Annotated in this window: 18 protein-coding genes and 1 pseudogene; 15 read left to right on the top strand and 4 right to left on the bottom strand. The window is 42.0% G+C overall.

Features of this window, described 5'->3' with window-relative positions; translation table 11 throughout:
* The 4 genes and pseudogenes from PAN06_RS08365 to PAN06_RS08350 form a co-directional block, all read right to left on the bottom strand.
* Positions 1–140: pseudogene (locus tag PAN06_RS08365) on the bottom strand (LD-carboxypeptidase); the annotation flags it as partial.
* A gap of 161 nt (positions 141–301) precedes the next feature.
* Positions 302–649 carry a hypothetical protein gene (locus tag PAN06_RS08360; protein ID WP_000331824.1) on the bottom strand — a complete coding sequence of 116 codons (348 nt, stop codon included), beginning with the start codon at positions 647–649 and terminating at the stop codon, positions 302–304.
* Positions 650–664: 15 nt separating this feature from the next.
* A complete protein-coding gene (locus PAN06_RS08355; RefSeq protein ID WP_000078011.1) occupies positions 665–1342 on the bottom strand; it encodes a DUF1129 domain-containing protein in 678 nt (225 codons plus the stop codon).
* Positions 1343–1353: 11 nt separating this feature from the next.
* Positions 1354–2298, bottom strand: a complete 945-nt coding sequence (locus tag PAN06_RS08350; protein WP_000815623.1) for a magnesium transporter CorA family protein — start codon at positions 2296–2298, stop codon at positions 1354–1356.
* Positions 2299–2429: 131 nt separating this feature from the next.
* On the opposite strand from PAN06_RS08350, the gene uvrA reads away from it, so the two are divergent.
* The 15 genes from uvrA to cls all read left to right on the top strand — a co-directional run bounded on the left by uvrA (position 2430) and on the right by cls (position 17735).
* Entirely contained in the window at positions 2430–5261 is a 2832-nt protein-coding gene (gene uvrA / locus PAN06_RS08345; protein ID WP_269796048.1) for an excinuclease ABC subunit UvrA, read from the top strand.
* Positions 5254–6315, top strand: coding sequence for a Xaa-Pro peptidase family protein (locus PAN06_RS08340; protein WP_269796047.1), 1062 nt, complete (start codon positions 5254–5256; stop codon positions 6313–6315). Before uvrA ends, PAN06_RS08340 begins: the two co-directional genes overlap by 8 nt.
* A 131-nt stretch (positions 6316–6446) precedes the next feature.
* Positions 6447–6845: a transcriptional regulator Spx gene (gene spx, locus PAN06_RS08335; RefSeq protein ID WP_000591165.1), complete on the top strand. Its 399-nt coding sequence runs from the start codon at positions 6447–6449 to the stop codon at positions 6843–6845.
* 66 nt (positions 6846–6911) lie between these two features.
* Positions 6912–7481 (top strand): SP0191 family lipoprotein, encoded by a 570-nt coding sequence (locus tag PAN06_RS08330; protein ID WP_125446723.1) that lies wholly within the window; start codon positions 6912–6914, stop codon positions 7479–7481.
* A gap of 86 nt (positions 7482–7567) precedes the next feature.
* Positions 7568–7834 carry an IreB family regulatory phosphoprotein gene (locus PAN06_RS08325; protein ID WP_000507059.1) on the top strand — a complete coding sequence of 89 codons (267 nt, stop codon included), beginning with the start codon at positions 7568–7570 and terminating at the stop codon, positions 7832–7834.
* A 3-nt stretch (positions 7835–7837) separates the two neighbouring features.
* Positions 7838–8257: a Holliday junction resolvase RuvX gene (gene ruvX, locus PAN06_RS08320; RefSeq protein ID WP_004239076.1), complete on the top strand. Its 420-nt coding sequence runs from the start codon at positions 7838–7840 to the stop codon at positions 8255–8257.
* A 15-nt stretch (positions 8258–8272) separates the two neighbouring features.
* Entirely contained in the window at positions 8273–8578 is a 306-nt protein-coding gene (locus PAN06_RS08315) for a DUF1292 domain-containing protein (RefSeq protein WP_000017620.1), read from the top strand.
* A gap of 256 nt (positions 8579–8834) precedes the next feature.
* A complete protein-coding gene (locus PAN06_RS08310; RefSeq protein ID WP_269796046.1) occupies positions 8835–10085 on the top strand; it encodes a folylpolyglutamate synthase/dihydrofolate synthase family protein in 1251 nt (416 codons plus the stop codon).
* An 84-nt stretch (positions 10086–10169) separates the two neighbouring features.
* A complete protein-coding gene (locus tag PAN06_RS08305; protein ID WP_269796045.1) occupies positions 10170–10634 on the top strand; it encodes an SP_0198 family lipoprotein in 465 nt (154 codons plus the stop codon).
* Positions 10635–10827: 193 nt separating this feature from the next.
* Entirely contained in the window at positions 10828–12096 is a 1269-nt protein-coding gene (locus tag PAN06_RS08300; protein ID WP_269796044.1) for a nucleotide disphospho-sugar-binding domain-containing protein, read from the top strand.
* Between the two features lie 3 nt (positions 12097–12099).
* Positions 12100–13080 (top strand): NAD(P)-dependent oxidoreductase, encoded by a 981-nt coding sequence (locus PAN06_RS08295; protein WP_269796043.1) that lies wholly within the window; start codon positions 12100–12102, stop codon positions 13078–13080.
* Complete coding sequence (locus PAN06_RS08290) at positions 13055–13870, top strand: MBL fold metallo-hydrolase (RefSeq protein ID WP_042751751.1); 816 nt, start codon at positions 13055–13057, stop codon at positions 13868–13870. Before PAN06_RS08295 ends, PAN06_RS08290 begins: the two co-directional genes overlap by 26 nt.
* Positions 13848–15110: a F390 synthetase-related protein gene (locus PAN06_RS08285; protein WP_269796042.1), complete on the top strand. Its 1263-nt coding sequence runs from the start codon at positions 13848–13850 to the stop codon at positions 15108–15110. The genes PAN06_RS08290 and PAN06_RS08285 overlap by 23 nt, the downstream gene beginning before the upstream one ends.
* Before the next feature lie 14 nt (positions 15111–15124).
* A complete protein-coding gene (locus tag PAN06_RS08280) occupies positions 15125–16069 on the top strand; it encodes a 3-oxoacyl-[acyl-carrier-protein] synthase III C-terminal domain-containing protein (protein ID WP_269796041.1) in 945 nt (314 codons plus the stop codon).
* Positions 16070–16202: 133 nt separating this feature from the next.
* Positions 16203–17735: a cardiolipin synthase gene (cls, locus tag PAN06_RS08275; protein ID WP_269796040.1), complete on the top strand. Its 1533-nt coding sequence runs from the start codon at positions 16203–16205 to the stop codon at positions 17733–17735.
* The last annotated feature ends 336 nt before the right edge of the window (positions 17736–18071 follow it).

Below are 18071 nucleotides of genomic sequence, written 5' to 3'. Positions count from 1 at the left end.
CCTTTTAGCGAATGAGGCAAAAAGGTAGGATTGAGTCCCAGGTTCTTGAGACGTTGGACACCCAAGTCCACTTCGTGTTTGACAAAGTCCTCTCCGATAATGCCACTAGATAAACTAACAACACCAATAGTAGAAACCATATTTCTTCCTCCTAGAAATTGATTGAGCCTATTTTATCATAAAAGATGGGAGAAAACTATAGGGAAAAGGGTAGAGGGAAGCTTGTAGGCAAGCAAGTGAAAAAGCAACCGCTGGTGCAGTTGCTTTTCGTTTTCTAATCAGTAATCTCGCTAGATATGAGTTACTTGGTCAACTCTTGATTATAGGAGAGAGCCAAATCAATCCAGTAAGGCAATTCTTTTTGGCCTTCTATATCTAAGTCTATATACCCATGATAAAGGCGCCCCCTCATCAATGTAGTATGAGCTCCTGTTCGGGGTAGAACTTGCTTCTCCATTTCCTTGCCAATTCTGACCATAACCAGTTCATCCTTTCTGGAACTGACAGTAAGGACCATTTTACCACGAATCATAAAGGCCAGGCCACCAAACAGCTTCTTTTCTTCTAGCTCTTCTTCGAAAATTTGGGGAGGAAGTTTGAGCGCTAGAATTTTTCGAATCTGCTGAGCTAAAGATTGACTATATGCCATAGCTCTTTCCTTTTCTTAGTAACGTGTTGGTCCTGCACTTGCGCTACGGATATTCAAGCGTTTCTTGAGATAGAAGCGAAGGGCTAGGAGGGCTGCTCCGATAATAGCTAGTGGTAATGGAGCAAGTACTGGGTTAAGGCTAGCTGGTAGGAAGCTTGTTGCAAAGAAGACAAGCAGCCAAAGGAACATAGAAGCTAGGATAACCAGTACAGATTTCCAGAAAGGTGGACGTTGGCTGCGGTCCATATCTGGTCCATAGTATTGGTAAACAAAGTAGTACATCAAGTAGAAGGCAAATCCACCAACCAGTCCAACTAATAGGAGAGTGACAAATCCATAGCCGAAAGCTTGATCTGCCGCAAAGAAGGTTGTGAGGGCGCTGACAAGGGCAAAGAGGCTAGTGATGAAAAGAGCTGAGTCCATAATCATCAGTTTCGGATCATCATTTTCTTTTGGATGCTCTTTTTCATATTGCTCCTTAACAGTGAAGCTATGAGCCCAGTGAGTGGGTGCACCATAGAGGGAACGAGCAGTCGTACCCTTGGCTTGCTCTTCAAGGATTTGGGGAATAACTTCCTCAAAAATAGCCTTGATTTCAGCGTCTGTTTTCCCATCTTTGATGAATTGTTGGGTAGCGATGTGGACAAACTCTTGGTTTTTCTTGGTTAATTTTTGTAGATCAATCTGAGACATAGGAACTCCTCTTAGAACCATTTTTTATGGATGAGATAGAGAGTGAGCGAGACACTCATAGCAAAAGCGATAAAGACGATTAACCAGAAGGCATTCGGCTCGCCGTTTAGGGGGATTTCATTATCCTTAAAGTTCATCCCGTAGGCAGAAAAGACCATGGTTGGGATGGACATGACGATGGTCACAAGGGCCAAGGTTTTCATGATGTTGTTCTGGTTGTTGGAAATGATAGAGGCGAAGGTCTCTGTCATAGAATGCAAGACGTTTCCATAAATGTCTGCCATCTCGATGGCCTGTTGGGTTTCAATCAGGGTGTCTTCAAGCAGGTCTTCGTCTTCAAGGTATTTCTTGATATTGCTGGTTGAGCTGGTTAATTTCTTAATCACGCGCTCATTTGTTTTGAGGGAGGCCTTGAAATAGACGATGGTTTTTTCCAATTCCATGAGCTCAATCAATTCTTCATTACGAGTTGATTGATGCAGTTGACTTTCGATTTGTTCACTCTTACGGTCAATCGAACGAAGGGCTGTTAGGTAAAGTTCTGCATTGCGATAGAGAATCTGGAAGATAAAACGTGAGCGCATGAAGGTATAGAAATTACGCAAGCGACGGTTGATAAAGACATCGAGGACCGGTAATGGTTCCAAACAAGTAGTGATAATGGTTTCCTCAGTGATGATAATACCAAGCGGGATGGTGACGTAGTAGGTGCGGTTATTTCTTTCTTCTGTGACCGGCACGTCCACGATGATCAAAGTATACTCATCTTCGATGGTAATACGAGACATTTCTTCCGCATCGAGTGGTGCACGAAGGTCGGCAATATCAATATCGAAGGCGTTAGCGATTTCGAGTGATTCATTTTGAGTCGGATTGACGAGATTGATCCAAGTACCCGGTTCAAGCGTATCGATCTCTTTAAATTCAGTTGTTGTAGAGAGAAAAACTTGTTTCATATCCCTTATCCTTTCTCATTTTTCAGATTTTTTCACACCGTACTATTATACTATAAATTCAGCCTTTTGGGTAATAGAATCTCACTTTTTTTGGTATAATGGTAAGCAATAATGGACTAGAAAGAACAAAGATGCAAGATAAAATTGTCATTCATGGGGCGCGTGCCCATAATTTAAAAAATATTGACGTGGAAATTCCACGAGACAAGTTGGTTGTCGTGACCGGCTTGTCAGGTTCAGGGAAATCCAGTCTGGCCTTTGATACCCTCTATGCGGAGGGTCAACGTCGCTATGTGGAGAGTTTGTCAGCCTACGCTCGTCAATTCTTGGGGAATATGGAGAAGCCTGATGTAGATGCTATTGATGGTCTCAGCCCCGCTATTTCCATCGACCAGAAAACGACTAGTAAAAATCCTCGCTCGACGGTGGGAACAACGACTGAAATCAATGACTATCTGCGTCTCCTCTACGCACGTGTGGGGACGCCTTACTGTATTAACGGGCATGGAGCTATCAAGGCTTCTTCTGTGGAGCAAATCGTGGATAAGGTTTTAGAATTGCCTGAACGCCAGCGCTTGCAGATCTTGGCCCCTGTCATCCGCAAGAAAAAAGGCCAACATAAGAGTGTTATTGAGAAGGTTCAGAAAGATGGGTATGTTCGTGTCCGTGTGGATGGTGAAGTCTATGATGTAACCGAAGTGCCAGAGTTGTCTAAGAGTAAGCAACACAATATCGATGTCGTGGTTGACCGTATTGTCATCAAGGAGGGTATCCGTAGTCGTCTCTTTGATTCCATTGAGGCTGCCCTTCGTATTGCAGAAGGTTATGTCATTATCGACACTATGGACGACTCTGAGTTGTTGTTCTCTGAGCATTATGCCTGTCCAGTTTGTGGCTTTACTGTTCCAGAGTTAGAGCCGCGTCTCTTCTCCTTCAATGCTCCTTTTGGTTCTTGTAGTGAGTGTGATGGCTTGGGCATCAAGCTGGAGGTGGATACTGATTTGGTAGTACCAGATGCCAGCAAAACCTTACGTGAGGGAGCCTTGGCTCCTTGGAATCCTATCTCATCCAACTACTATCCAAACATGCTAGAGCAGGCCATGACGGCATTTGGAGTGGATATGGATAAGCCTTTTGAGGACTTGTCAGAAGAAGACAAGAACTTGATTCTCTATGGCTCAGATGGCAAGGAATTCCATTTCCACTATGAAAATGAATTTGGTGGTGTGCGCGATATCGACATTCCTTTTGAGGGAGTTGTCACTAATATCAAGCGTCGCTATCATGAAACTAATAGTGATTACACACGCACTCAAATGCGTCTCTATATGAATGAATTGACCTGCGGAACTTGTCACGGATATCGTCTCAATGACCAGGCCTTGTCTGTCCGTGTTGGTGGCGAGCAAGGGCCACATATCGGAGAAATTTCAGACCTGTCTATCGCAGACCACTTGGAGTTGGTGAGCCAGCTGACCTTGTCTGAAAATGAAGCCATCATTGCTCGTCCCATTCTCAAAGAAATCAAGGACCGTTTGACTTTCCTCAATAACGTGGGGCTTAACTATCTGACCCTGTCTCGTTCAGCAGGAACCCTTTCAGGTGGGGAAAGTCAGCGTATTCGCTTGGCAACCCAGATTGGTTCCAATCTATCAGGCGTCCTCTATATCCTAGATGAGCCGTCAATCGGTCTTCACCAGAGGGATAATGACCGTTTGATTGCCAGTCTCAAAAAGATGCGTGATTTGGGTAATACTCTCATCGTGGTGGAACATGATGAAGATACTATGCGCGAAGCTGATTATCTGATTGACGTTGGTCCCGGTGCCGGTGTTTTTGGTGGGGAAATTGTTGCGGCAGGTACGCCTAAACAGGTAGCTCGTAACAGTAAGTCTATCACAGGCCAGTACTTGTCAGGCAAACGTGCCATTCCAGTACCAGACGAGCGCCGTGTAGGAAATGGTCGTTTTATCGAGATTACAGGAGCGCGTGAGAACAACTTGCAAAATGTCACAGCTTGCTTCCCACTAGGAAAATTCATCGCGGTGACAGGTGTATCAGGTTCAGGGAAATCGACCTTGATCAACAGTATCCTCAAAAAAGCTATTGCCCAGAAGCTCAACCGTAATTCAGACAAACCTGGTAAATTTAAGACTATTACAGGGATTGAGCATGTAGACCGCTTGATTGACATTGACCAGAGCCCTATAGGACGAACGCCAAGGTCTAACCCGGCTACCTATACGGGAGTTTTTGACGATATACGTGACCTCTTTGCTCAGACTAATGAAGCCAAGATTCGAGGCTACAAGAAGGGGCGCTTCAGTTTCAACGTCAAGGGAGGTCGTTGTGAAGCCTGCTCAGGTGACGGGATTATCAAGATTGAGATGCACTTCTTGCCAGATGTTTACGTGGCTTGTGAAGTTTGCCACGGAACCCGCTACAACAGTGAAACCCTAGAAGTTCACTACAAGGAAAAGAATATCTCGCAGGTTTTGGATATGACGGTCAACGATGCGGTAGAATTCTTCCAACACATTCCGAAAATTCAGCGTAAACTTCAGACCATCAAGGATGTAGGGCTAGGCTATGTGACGCTAGGGCAACCAGCTACCACCCTTTCTGGGGGAGAAGCTCAGCGTATGAAGCTGGCTAGTGAACTCCACAAACGATCGACAGGAAAATCTTTCTACATTCTGGATGAGCCGACGACAGGTCTTCATACCGAGGATATCGCTCGCTTGCTTAAGGTTTTAGCTCGCTTTGTAGACGATGGCAATACAGTCCTCGTTATTGAGCACAATCTGGATGTTATTAAGACGGCAGACCATATTATTGACTTGGGACCTGAGGGCGGTGTCGGTGGTGGAACCATCATCGCAACAGGAACTCCAGAAGAAGTAGCGGGCAACGAAGCCAGCTACACAGGACAGTATTTGAAAGGAAAATTACATCATGAATAAACGCGTACAAGCATTTCTAGCTAAAATGCAAGAAAAAGAACTAGATGGTATCATCATCAACAATCTTAAAAACGTCTACTACTTGACTGGTTTTTGGGGCTCAAACGGAACAGTCTTTATCAGCCGTGACCGTCAGGTCTTGGTGACAGACTCTCGCTATATCATTGCAGCCAAGCAAGAAACCAGTGGCTTTGAGATTGTGGCTGACCGTGATGAATTGGCTGTCATTGTAGGCATTGTTAAGGATATGGGCTTGTCTCGAATCGGTTTTGAGGACGAGATTTCAGTCTCTTATTATCACCGTATGCAGGCAACCTTTGAAGGAATTGACTTGCTTCCACAGACTCAGTTTGTTGAAGGTCTTCGAATGATTAAGGATGAAGCGGAGATTGCAGCTATTCGCAAAGCTTGTTCTATCTCAGACCAAGCTTTCCGTGATGCGCTTGACTTTATCAAACCAGGAAAAACTGAAATTGAAATTGCCAACTTCCTTGACTTCCGCATGCGTGAGTTGGGAGCATCTGGCTTGTCTTTTGACACTATCTTAGCTAGCGGAATCAACTCTTCTAAGCCCCATGCCCATCCAATGCACAAACCAGTGGAGCTAGGAGAAGCGATTACCATGGACTTCGGATGTCTTTATGACCACTATGTCAGCGATATGACACGGACTATCTACTTGGGGCATGTCAGTGACGAGCAAGCAGAGATTTACAATACGGTTTTGAAAGCCAACCAAGCCTTGATTGACCAGGCTAAGGCAGGATTAGGTTTCCGTGACTTTGACAAAATCCCTCGTGATATTATCATCGAGGCAGGCTATGGCGACTACTTTACCCACGGTATTGGACACGGTATTGGACTGGATATCCATGAGGAACCATACTTTAGCCAAACTTCTACAGAAACTATTAAGGCAGGTATGGCTTTGACTGATGAACCAGGTATCTATATCGAAGGCAAATACGGTGTTCGTATCGAGGATGATATTCTGATTACAGAGTCAGGTTGTGAATTATTGACCCTAGCTCCAAAAGAGTTGATAGTCATTTAGTTATTTGTCAAGAAAAAAGTACGAAAATGACGAAAAAAGTCAAAAAAATTTAAAAATAGGTCGCAAGTCGGATGTTTTTTATGGTATAATAGACTAAACTGATAGTAACATGTAGCGAAAGGGGTAGGTACATGATTAAAATTTATACAGTCTCAAGTTGTACTAGCTGTAAAAAAGCAAAAACCTGGCTCAATGCCCACCAGTTAAGTTATAAAGAACAAAACCTTGGTAAAGAAGGAATTACGAGAGAAGAATTACTGGATATTCTAACCAAAACAGATAACGGAATAGCCAGCATCGTTTCATCTAAAAATCGCTATGCCAAAGCCCTTGGAGTGGATATTGAAGATTTGAGTGTCAATGAAGTTCTCAATCTGATTATGGAAACACCAAGAATTTTAAAGAGCCCAATCCTTGTAGATGAAAAACGCCTGCAAGTTGGCTATAAGGAAGACGATATTCGTGCCTTCCTACCACGCTCTGTCCGTAATGTAGAAAATGCAGAAGCACGTTTGCGTGCGGCTCTATAAACATCAAGGCTGGGAGTGCTTCCTAGCCTTGTTTGCTCTTTTAATTCAAAAATGATGTGAGGAATTATGAAAAAAATACTAATTACAAGTTTTGCACTACTTTTCCTGCTTGCTGGATGTGGGCAAAAAAAAGCGACAACTGCGTCCTCTAGTAGCGAATCTAAGACGTTACAGTCAACGTTACCTGTCCTAGAGAATGCCGAGAAGAATACAGTTGTGACCAAAACTTTGATCTTGCCAAAGTCAGATGATGGCAGTCAACAGATTCAAACGGTCACATATAAAGGAAAACAATTTTTAAGTTTGACTATTATTCAAAAAAGACCAGTTACCGGTGAATTGAAGACTTTTGTAACTGAGCATGGTGTAGAGGCTACTCAAAAAGCACTCATTGAAGCTGAAGGTAAAGATACCTCGATTCAGGAAGCACGCAAATTGCCAGGTTTTACACTTGAGACGAAGCTACTAAGTGAAACAGAAATTCAAACAACAACTACTTATGATTTTCAGGTTTTAGATATCAAAAAAGCTTCACAGGTTGAATATCTAAAGAATATTGGCTTGGAAAATCTTTTGAAAAATGAACCGAGTCAATATGTAGCAGACAGATTGGCAAATGGCGCGACAGAACAATAGAAAATCCAAATAAATAGACTGCCTGAATTGTAGAACGTAAGGAATTATGCTATAATGGTACTATTCTAAGGAAAGAGGGTGTTAGAATGGGATTTACTGAAGAAACAGTACGTTTTAAATTGGACGATTCCAATAAAAAAGAAATTAGCGAAACTCTGACTGATGTTTATGCTTCGTTGAACGATAAGGGCTACAACCCGATTAACCAAATCGTAGGTTACGTATTGAGTGGAGACCCTGCCTACGTTCCTCGTTATAATAATGCACGAAATCAAATCCGTAAGTATGAGCGCGATGAAATCGTTGAAGAATTGGTCCGCTACTACCTTAAAGGACAAGGAGTCGATCTATAACCTATGAGAATTATGGGATTGGACGTCGGTTCAAAAACGGTAGGAGTGGCTATTAGTGACCCGCTCGGTTTTACAGCTCAAGGACTTGAAATCATCCAAATTAATGAGGAACAAGGCCAATTTGGTTTTGACCGCGTTAAGGAGTTGGTTGATACTTATAAGGTGGAACGATTTGTAGTGGGCTTGCCTAAAAATATGAACAATACAAGCGGACCGCGCGTGGAAGCTAGTCAAGCATACGGAGCAAAGCTAGAAGAGCTTTTTGGTTTACCAGTAGACTATCAAGATGAACGCTTGACAACAGTTGCCGCAGAGCGCATGTTGATTGAGCAAGCAGATATTAGCCGTAACAAGCGCAAGAAAGTCATTGATAAGTTAGCAGCTCAGCTGATTTTACAAAATTATTTAGATAGAAAATTTTAATATAAAGGAGAGGCTATGTCACACGATCATAACCACGACCACGAAGAACGTGAACTAATCACACTAGTAGATGAGCAAGGAAATGAAACCTTGTTTGAAATCCTTTTGACCATTGACGGAAAAGAAGAATTTGGTAAAAACTATGTTCTTCTAGTACCAGTTAACGCAGAAGAAGACGAAGACGGACAAGTTGAAATCCAAGCTTACTCATTCATCGAAAACGAAGATGGAACAGAAGGCGAATTGCAACCAATCCCAGAAGACTCAGAAGACGAATGGAACATGATTGAAGAGGTCTTCAACAGCTTTATGGAGGAGTAAAAATGTTCAGTGAACATTTTTACCCTTACGCTAAAAATAAAGACCGTAAGTAAGTCTGGGAGACTGTATCAGCTCAACTCCCAGAAATTGGGAAGAGTTGGAACATCCAGTGGATGTTTTTAGCCCAAGTTAATATTCATAGTAGCTAGTTATTAGCTAACCAGGTTAGAGGTCGGGACGAAAATCCTGGCCTTGTTTTTATTAGTCATCATGCTTTGATGTGGTAATTGATTGGACTTTTGTCAAGGAGATATATATGTTTGAAGTAGAAGAATGGCTTCACAGTCGGATTGGTTTGAATTTTCGATCAGGTTTGGGGCGAATGCAACAAGCGGTGGATTTGTTAGGAAATCCCGAAAAGTTTTACCCTATTATCCACGTCACTGGGACTAATGGGAAAGGATCTACCATTGCTTTTATGAGGGAGTTATTTATGGGACATGGCAAAAAAGTTGCGTCCTTTACCTCCCCTCATATCGTCTCTATCAATGATCGAATCTGCATTAACGGGCAACCAATAGCTGATGCAGACTTCATCCGTTTGGCTAATCGGGTCAAGGAGATGGAGAAAATGCTTCTGCAAACCCATGATCAGTTGTCCTTTTTTGAATTGCTGACCTTGATTGCTTTTCTTTATTTTAGAGAGCAAGAGGTGGATTTGGTTCTACTAGAAGTGGGAATTGGTGGCTTACTTGACACAACCAATGTGGTAACTGGAGAGATTGCTGTCATCAGTTCCATCGGACTTGACCATCAGGAGACTCTGGGTGACAGTATAGCAGCAATTGCAGAGCAGAAAGCTGGTATTTTTAAGGCTGGTAAAAAGGCAGTGATTGCTGAGTTGCCTTCAGAAGCTAGGCTTGTTTGTCAGAAAAAAGCAGACTCTTTAGCTGTTGCCCTTTATCAGGCAGGTCAGGATTTTTCAATGCTGAATGGTGATTTTTCAAGTTCTTTACTAAATATTTCACAGCTGAAAATAGGCTTGGAAGGAGCCTATCAGCAGGAGAATGCGGCTTTGGCGTTGCAAACTTTTCTTCTCTTTATGAGAGAAGGAAAGGAATCTATTGATGAGCAGGCTGTAAGACAGGCTTTGGAGAAGACCCATTGGGCTGGTCGTTTGGAGCGTATTCGTTCTCAGATTTATTTGGACGGTGCTCATAACCTCCCTGCCTTGAATCGCTTGATTGAATTTATCAAAGAAAAAGAGCAGGAAGGTTATCGACCTCAAATACTATTTGGAGCCTTAAAACGGAAGGATTATCAAGGGATGTTAGGTTATCTGATCGAGAATTTGCCTCAGGTGGAACTCAAGGTAACTGGCTTTGATTATCAGGGGTCTTTAGATGAGACAGATATAACAGGTTACGATGTAATTCCTTCTTATCGCGAATTTATCAGCAGTTTCGAAGAAAGAGCAGATACTCAAGACTTGTTATTCATTACAGGGTCTCTCTATTTTATCTCAGAAGTACGGGGCTACTTGCTGGCCCATGAGCAGATGAATTGACCTCCTTTTTTGAACTTGTTATACTAGTGGAACTACCAGTTAGAAGAAACATTCTCTAAATTGGTAGCAGAAAGGAAATTCATCATGAAATTAAAAAGATTCACACTTTCTCTTGCTTCTCTAGCAAGTCTTAGTCTCTTAGTAGCTTGTTCACAAAGAGCTCAACAGGTTCAACAACCAGCAGCTCAATCGCAAACTCAACAAACTCAGCAATCACAACCTGCTGCTTCATCTTCAGCAGAAAATTCAAACCAGACAGCAACAAGTTCTCCACAAAATACAGTTACAGCTCAACCAACCAATATTGATGGAACTTATACTGGTCAGGACGAAGGAGACCGTATCACTTTAGTAGTAACTGGAACAACTGGTACATGGACACAGGTAGAAACTGACGGAGATCAAGAAATCAAGCAGGTTAGCTTTGATGCCACTAATCAACGCATGATTATTGAGGATGATGTCAAGATTTATGCAATCAATGGAAATCAGATGATTATTGACGATATGGATAGAGAAGCGTCTGATCGCATTGTTTTATCTAAGTAAAGCTTATTTATCAAAAATTCCGATAAGATGAAAGATATTTGATGTATTACTCGATAAAAGTTAGATAGATTATACACATAAAGGAATGGGTCTTATACAAGATTCATTCCTTTTCCTTAAATATAAGTTCCACTTTTAGGAGTGGTACTCTTTTTGAGTAGTTCTTTTTAAAAAAATTTGTTATGCTAGATTTATGAAGAGAATCAAAATCGATGTGGTAGTACTCCCTTTAAGTGGACATCTCTTCCCAGCCCTGAATTTACTCGCACCTTTGTTGAAGGATCCTTTGTATGATATTCGATTATTCACAGGACCGCAACGAAAAGCTGTCGCAGAGGAGATGGGATTCCAGGTACTTCCTATTTTAGAAAATTTTGTAGATGAGTTTGAGCGTGTAGCCAACAATGAAGGGCAGCTAAATCTTATTTCTGCTTATCGGCAATTGTCAACTAGTCTGGATTTGATCAATGTAGTGTCAGACCAACTAATACAAGAATGGGAGAAAAATCGACCAGATATTGTTATTGCGGATTTTATAACCCTCTCTGGAGGACTAGTGGCGGAACAGTTGGGAATTCCTTGGATAACAACCATGGCGACACAGTTTGCCATTGAAACGACAGATGGACCGCCTTGTTTCTTTGGAGGAATGGGCAGTCCAAAGAATCCTTTTCAGTCTGCCCAGCAATGGCTAGGAAGAAAAGGGACTCGTTTAGGAAAACGAATCGTAACCTTTTTATTGAGAGAACGCTTGAAACGTTACGATTTTAAGCTCTACAATCAAAAAAATCAGGAAACCATTTATTCACCCTATTCCATCTTGGGAATTGGGATGAAAGAGTTGGAGCTGAAAAGTGGTTTTCCAGAGCACTACCTTTGGGTGGGGCCTTTTGGCTCTTCAATCGAGAGAGCAGAGAATTATCCTCTCGATTTGTCTCCCTATGCAAGTTATAAAAAAGTCCTCGTATCCTGTGGAACTCAGCTAGCGTGGGCTAAAGATAACCTCCTCTACCAGACCCAACAATTGGCAAAAGCCCATCCTGACTGTTATTTTTTTGTGACTCTGGGGTTTGGTGGACAAGACTTCCAATGTGAGGAGCTCATGGACAATGTTTCTGTAGTATCCTATCTTCCCTATAAGGAATACATTCCCCAGATGGACTATGTGATTCATCACGGAGGTGCGGGAATTTTTTACCAATGTATTATCTATGGCAAGCCTGCCTTAATTCTACCTCATGACTATGATCAATATGACTATGCGGTTCGCGGGCTAGAGGCGGGGATTGCCCTGACTGCTAAACGAGAGGACACGGAAGCGATTGGACGCGCTTTTGATGAGCTATTGGCTAGAGATGGCCGGTCAGACTTGAACAAACTCAGTCGTGTAGCTCAAGACTACCAGCCAACAGAAATCCTCAAGAATGAAATATATCGACTCTTGGGGGACAAGGAGAAATAAAACATGAAGAAAGTATTGGTAACAGGTGCTACGGGCTTTTTAGGTAAGTATGTTGTTGAAGAGCTCAGTCAGCATGGCTATCAGGTACGAGCTTTTGGACGTAATCGCAAGATTGGTCAGTCTTTAGAGAACTCCTCTGTGGCATTTTTCCAGGGAGATTTGACCAAGCAAGAGGATCTGACTCAGGCTTGTCAGGGTATGGACATGGTTGTGCATGCTGGAGCTCTTTCTACCGTCTGGGGACCTTGGGAAGATTTCTACCAGACAAATGTCTTAGGGACCAAGTATGTTCTGGATGCTTGTCGAGAGGATGGTATTCAGCGTTTGGTTTATGTGTCCTCGCCTAGCATATATGCTGCGCCTCGAGACCAGATAGCTATCAAAGAAAGCGATGCGCCTCAGGAAAATAATTTGAACAACTATATTCGTAGTAAACTAGCTTCGGAGAAGCTGTTTAAGGATTATCCCGATGTTCCGAGTATTATCTTACGACCTCGTGGGCTTTTTGGAATTGGGGATACCAGTATTTTACCTCGGGTTCTTAAACTCAGTCAGAAGATTGGTATTCCCTTGATAGGGGATGGCCGTCAGCTGATGGACATGACCTGTGTGGAAAATGTCGCTCTGGCCATTCGCTTGGCTCTAGAGGCTCCTCAAGCTAGTGGCGAAGTCTATAATATTACCAACGGGGAACCAAGAGCCTTTAAGGATCTGATAGAAGAAACCTTGAGAGGGCTTGGCTATCCGATAACATACAGAAAAGTGCCGGCTCCTCTTCTTTCAGTTATTGCAAGTAGTTTAGAGTTTCTGTATAATATCTTGAAACTCAAAGGTGAGCCGGCTCTGACACGCTATACATATTGCTTGCTGAGGCATAGCCAGACGCTGGACATTAGTAAGGCGGAGCGAGACTTGGGCTATCGCCCTCAAATCAGTATTTCGGAAGGGATTGAACAGTATGTCAAAGATTATAGAAAGCATTGATTATTTCCCAGCAGGATATTGCACGAGTTATACTGGTTTGCTATTTAAGGGAATCAAGAATAAAAAGATGACCTTTCCAGCCGGGGTTTTTCTTATCAAACATAGGGAGAAGGGATACCTCCTCTATGATACGGGCTACCATTACGATATTAAGACTCAGATTCGTTATGGTTTCTATCGTTTGGGAACACCTGTTCAAATGACGGAGAAGGACCAGATTTCATATTTGCTGAAAGCTAAGGGAATTAAACCAGAAGAAATTAATTATATCATCCTATCTCACCTGCATCCAGATCATTTGGGAGGGGCTAGCTTCTTCCCTCATGCAACTTTTATCTTGACTCAGGAAGTGTATGATGTTTACAAGAAACCGACACTGAAAGACTTGATTTTCAAGGAATTTTTGCCAGCTTCATTTGAAAAAAATCTAACCATTATTAGAGCTGACCAGCAAGATTCAACCTTTCCCTATCGTCCGACTAGTGACCTTTTTGGAGATGGAAGTATCCTAGTAGCTTCTGTTGATGGGCATGCAAGGGGGCAAGCTTGTCTGTACCTTCCAGACTTTAATCTCCTCATCGCAGCAGATCTCTGTTGGGGAATTGACCTTTTGCCTTACACCAAGCAGATGCTCCTGATTCCTTCCTTGGTTCAGGACAATAAGGCAGACTATATCAAGGGAACAGAGTTTTTGGAGGAAGTCTTGAGAGATGGTATTGAAGTAGTTGTTAGCCATGACCCTGTAGAAAGGATAGAACGTATCATATATGAAAAAAGGAACCTTTCTTAAAACCTTTGTCCAAACTCGCTGGCTTCACAACTTCAAATCTCGAGAAGCTGTAGAGAACTATCAGAAAAAGCAATTAGCTAATTATATGAACTTTTTAAAGCGAGAGTCGCCCTACTTTAAAAATGGGGTTCCTAGCGACTTTGACCATATGGACAAGGCTTTTATGATGGAGCATTTCAACGAGCTTAACACCCAAGGAGTAGATCGGGATGAAGCCTTGGCCTTGGCTATTGAAAGTGAAAAGACTCGTGATTTCACTGAACTCAAAGGCGATGTGGCAGTCGGACTGTCTTCAGGGACATCTGGACATCGGGGGCTTTTTATCACAACGGAGAAAGAGCGAAGTATGTGGGCAGCAGCTATCTTAGCTAAGATGTTACCCAAGGGCCAGCTTTTTGGACACCGAATCGCCTTTTTCCTGAGAGCTGATAATGAACTCTATCAGACCATCAATACGGCACTTATTCGTTTGGAGTATTTTGATATTTTTAAACCTACAGATGTCCATATTGAGCGGCTGAATACCTACCAGCCGACGATTGTTGTGGCACCAGCCTCTATGTTGATTGAATTGAGCAAGCGTCTCAAGGCTGGAGAGTTAGCTATCCACCCACAAAAAATCGTTTCGGTGGCAGAAATCTTGGAAGATAATGATAGGGAACTCATCGCAGAAGCCTTTTCTCTATCCATTATTGACCAAGTTTATCAGGCAACCGAAGGTTTCCTAGCTTGCACTTGCTCAGCTGGCAATCTGCATCTCAACGAAGACATTATACTTGTGGAAAAGCAGTATCTGGATAATCGCCGTTTTTATCCAGTAATTACGGACTTTAAACGAAGTAGTCAGCCTGTTTATCGCTACCAGCTCAATGATATCTTGGTTGAAAATTCGAAGCCTTGTCCGTGTGGCTCCTGCTATACACGAATTGACAAGGTCGAAGGACGCTCTGACGACATCTTCTATTTCGATGGACTGGATGGGGGACAGGTGACCATCTATCCAGACTTTATCAGACGTTGCATCCTCTTTGTGGAGAATATAGGAGATTACCAAGTCAAACAATATTCTGAGAAGTTAGTGGAAGTTTGTCTAAACCAACGAGATGAGAGCATGGAGACAGCTATTTTAGTACAGTTTCAACTCCTGGCCCAGCAAAAGCAGTTTATAGTTCCCGAAATTCAATTTTCAGATTATCACTGGGATACTAGCCATAAACTCAAACGAATCCAACGTTTATGAAAGGATAAAAGACAATGACAGAAGTAAAAAGACATATAGAAATTGCAGGATATGGTGTTTGCCTTCCAAAGCATACCGTCCAATTCAAAGACCAGACGCGTTATCGTGTAGTTGAAAATGAAGAAACGCAGTTAGATTTAGCAGAGGTAGCAATTCAGAGAGCACTCGAATATGCAAACTTAGATATTAAAGATATCGATTGCCTTGTATCAGCTAGTGCAGTTGGTGTTCAGCCTATTCCTTGTACGGCTGCCTTGATTCATGAGCGCGTGGCAAAAGGACTCTCAATCCCAGCTATGGATATCAATACGACCTGTACCAGCTTTATTTCTGCTTTATCGACTATGTCCCACTTGATCGAGGTAGGCGAATACAATCGTGTCTTAATTGTGTCTAGTGAGATTGGTAGTTTAGGGCTCAATCCTAAGCAAAAAGAAAGTTTTGAACTCTTTAGTGATGGGGCGGCAGCCTTTATTTTCCAAAAAAGCCATCAGGAAAAAGGGGTCATTGCTAGTCTCCAACGTACTTGGTCAGAAGGAGCACACGATACGGAGATTCGTGGAGGTCTGACTTCTTTTCAACCAAAAGAGTACTCTGAAGCGACTAAGACCAACTATATGTTTGATATGAAAGGAAAGAAAATTCTCCTCTTATCTGCTCGTAAAATTCCAGTCATGTTTGAAGAGTTTCAAGAAAAAACGCAGCTAGCATTGTCAGATGTGGACTATATTATTCCCCATCAAGCAAGTCGTGCCCTTCCTTTAGTTATGGAAAAACTAGGTGTTGCGGAGGAACAATATCTCAATCTTGTCACTGATTATGGAAATATGGTGTCAGTATCTGTACCGTTTGGCTTGGCTTATTCATTAGAACAAGGGCTTGTTAAGGAGGGAGATGTCATCTATCTTATGGGAACTGCAGCCGGTATGACGGTCAATATGTTGGCTCTCAAACTGTAATACGCATATGAGATCATAATGGTTGAAACTTTAGCAAGAGTAAATTGTTGCCATCTAGCTATGAACTGATGTATACTAGTGGAAACATCTATTAATTAGGTGGTTAGGGGGAAGGTTAAAAGAAAGGGGATGTATGAAATATAGAAAATTTCAATTATTGATGTCCAAGTATGGCTTTAGTCTTTCGATTATGCTACTTGAACTTTGTCTTGTTTTTGGTCTCTTTCTCTATTTAGGGCGCATGGCCCCTATTCTATGGGTAATTGTCTTAATTTTTATGAGTATGGCGACTATTGTCGCAATTGTCAATCGTTCAATGGCGCCTGATAGTAAAGTGATGTGGTTAGTGGTGACTTTTGTTCCTGTCATTGGCCCCTTGCTCTATCTGATGTTTGGTGAAAGGCGATTGTCCAAAAAAGAAATCAAGCAGTTGGAAAAACTTGGTTCCATGCATTTTCGGGAGGATAACAGTAAAGCTCTCCGCCAGAAATTGAAGGAAGATGATAAGGCGGCTTACGGAGTTATCAAATCTTTGTTGAGTATGGATAGCAATGCCGATGTCTATGATCGAACAGATTCACAATTCTTTTCTTCGGGTGAAAGCATGTGGCAATATATGTTGGAAGATCTTAAGAAAGCTGAAAAGTTTATCTTTCTAGAGTACTATATTGTCGAAGAAGGTCTGATGTGGAATAGCATACTAGACATACTAGAGCAAAAGGCAGCTCAAGGTGTAGAGATCAAGATGCTCTATGATGATATCGGCTGTATGGCGACTTTACCTGGAGACTATACTATTCAGCTTCGTAGTCGAGGAATTGAAGCCCATAAGTTTAACAAGGTGATTCCTCGTTTGACGGTGGCTTACAACAATCGGGACCATCGTAAAATCCTTGTCATAGATGGTCAGGTAGCCTATACAGGAGGCATTAACTTAGCCGATGAGTACATCAATCATGTAGAACGTTTTGGTTACTGGAAGGATAGTGGGATTCGCATAGATGGCCCTGGTGTCAAGGCTCTAACCCGTCTCTTTTTGATGACTTGGTACATCAATCGTGGGGAAATCAGCGATTTTGACCAGTATCACTTGGAAAATCAGCCTTGTTCTGGCCAAGGGCTCTGCATTCCTTACGGTAGTGGACCCAAGCCCATCTTCCGTACCCAGGTAGGGAAAAAAGTTTATCAAAGTTTGATTAATCAGGCTACTGATTCAGTCTACATCACAACACCCTATTTGATTATTGACTATGATTTAACTGAGAGTATTAAAAATGCAGCCATGAGAGGTGTTGATGTCCGCATCGTGACTCCTTTCATTCCGGATAAAAAATTAATCCAGCTCATAACAAGAGGAGCCTATCCAGATCTTTTATCAGCAGGAGTAAGGATTTTTGAGTATAGTCCAGGCTTTATCCATAGTAAACAAATTTTAGTGGATAAGGATTTTGCTGCAGTTGGGACCATTAACTTAGATTATAGAAGTTTGCTTCACCACTATGAAAATGCAGTCTTGCTATATAAAACGGAATCAATCACAGAGATTCAAAAAGATTTTCAGGAGATTTTTTCAGTATCTCAAGAAATTTTCCCTCATACGATAAAAAATAGCTGGTATCAGAAATTGATTAAGGAAATTGCCCAGTTATTCGCCCCTATCTTATAAGAAATCTAGGACTTAGGATACAACCCAGTCCTATTTTTCTTGCCTTTTACGAATAAGAAGATGCAGGAGGAAAGATGTTAACTCAGAAAGAATTGGATTATATCATAACATTTAAACAGACGAATTTACATCGATTTCGGGAAATTGAAACCTTTGTGAAACTATGCAAAAAATCTCTCAAACAGCCATCGCAAGCTGACAATTTTAGGTCTTTTTGATATACTAAGACAGATAAATTGAATAGGAGAAACGACATGGCTGTATATGGCAGAATCGAAGAAGTATCCGAAACGATACAGAGTAATGAAATTGAAAATAGACTGGATAGGAATCTTG

It is taken from the genome of Streptococcus sp. SM3 (assembly GCF_027497875.1).
The sequence above is the reverse complement of the archived record's forward strand: the minus strand, read 5'-3'. Positions and strand labels throughout refer to the sequence as shown.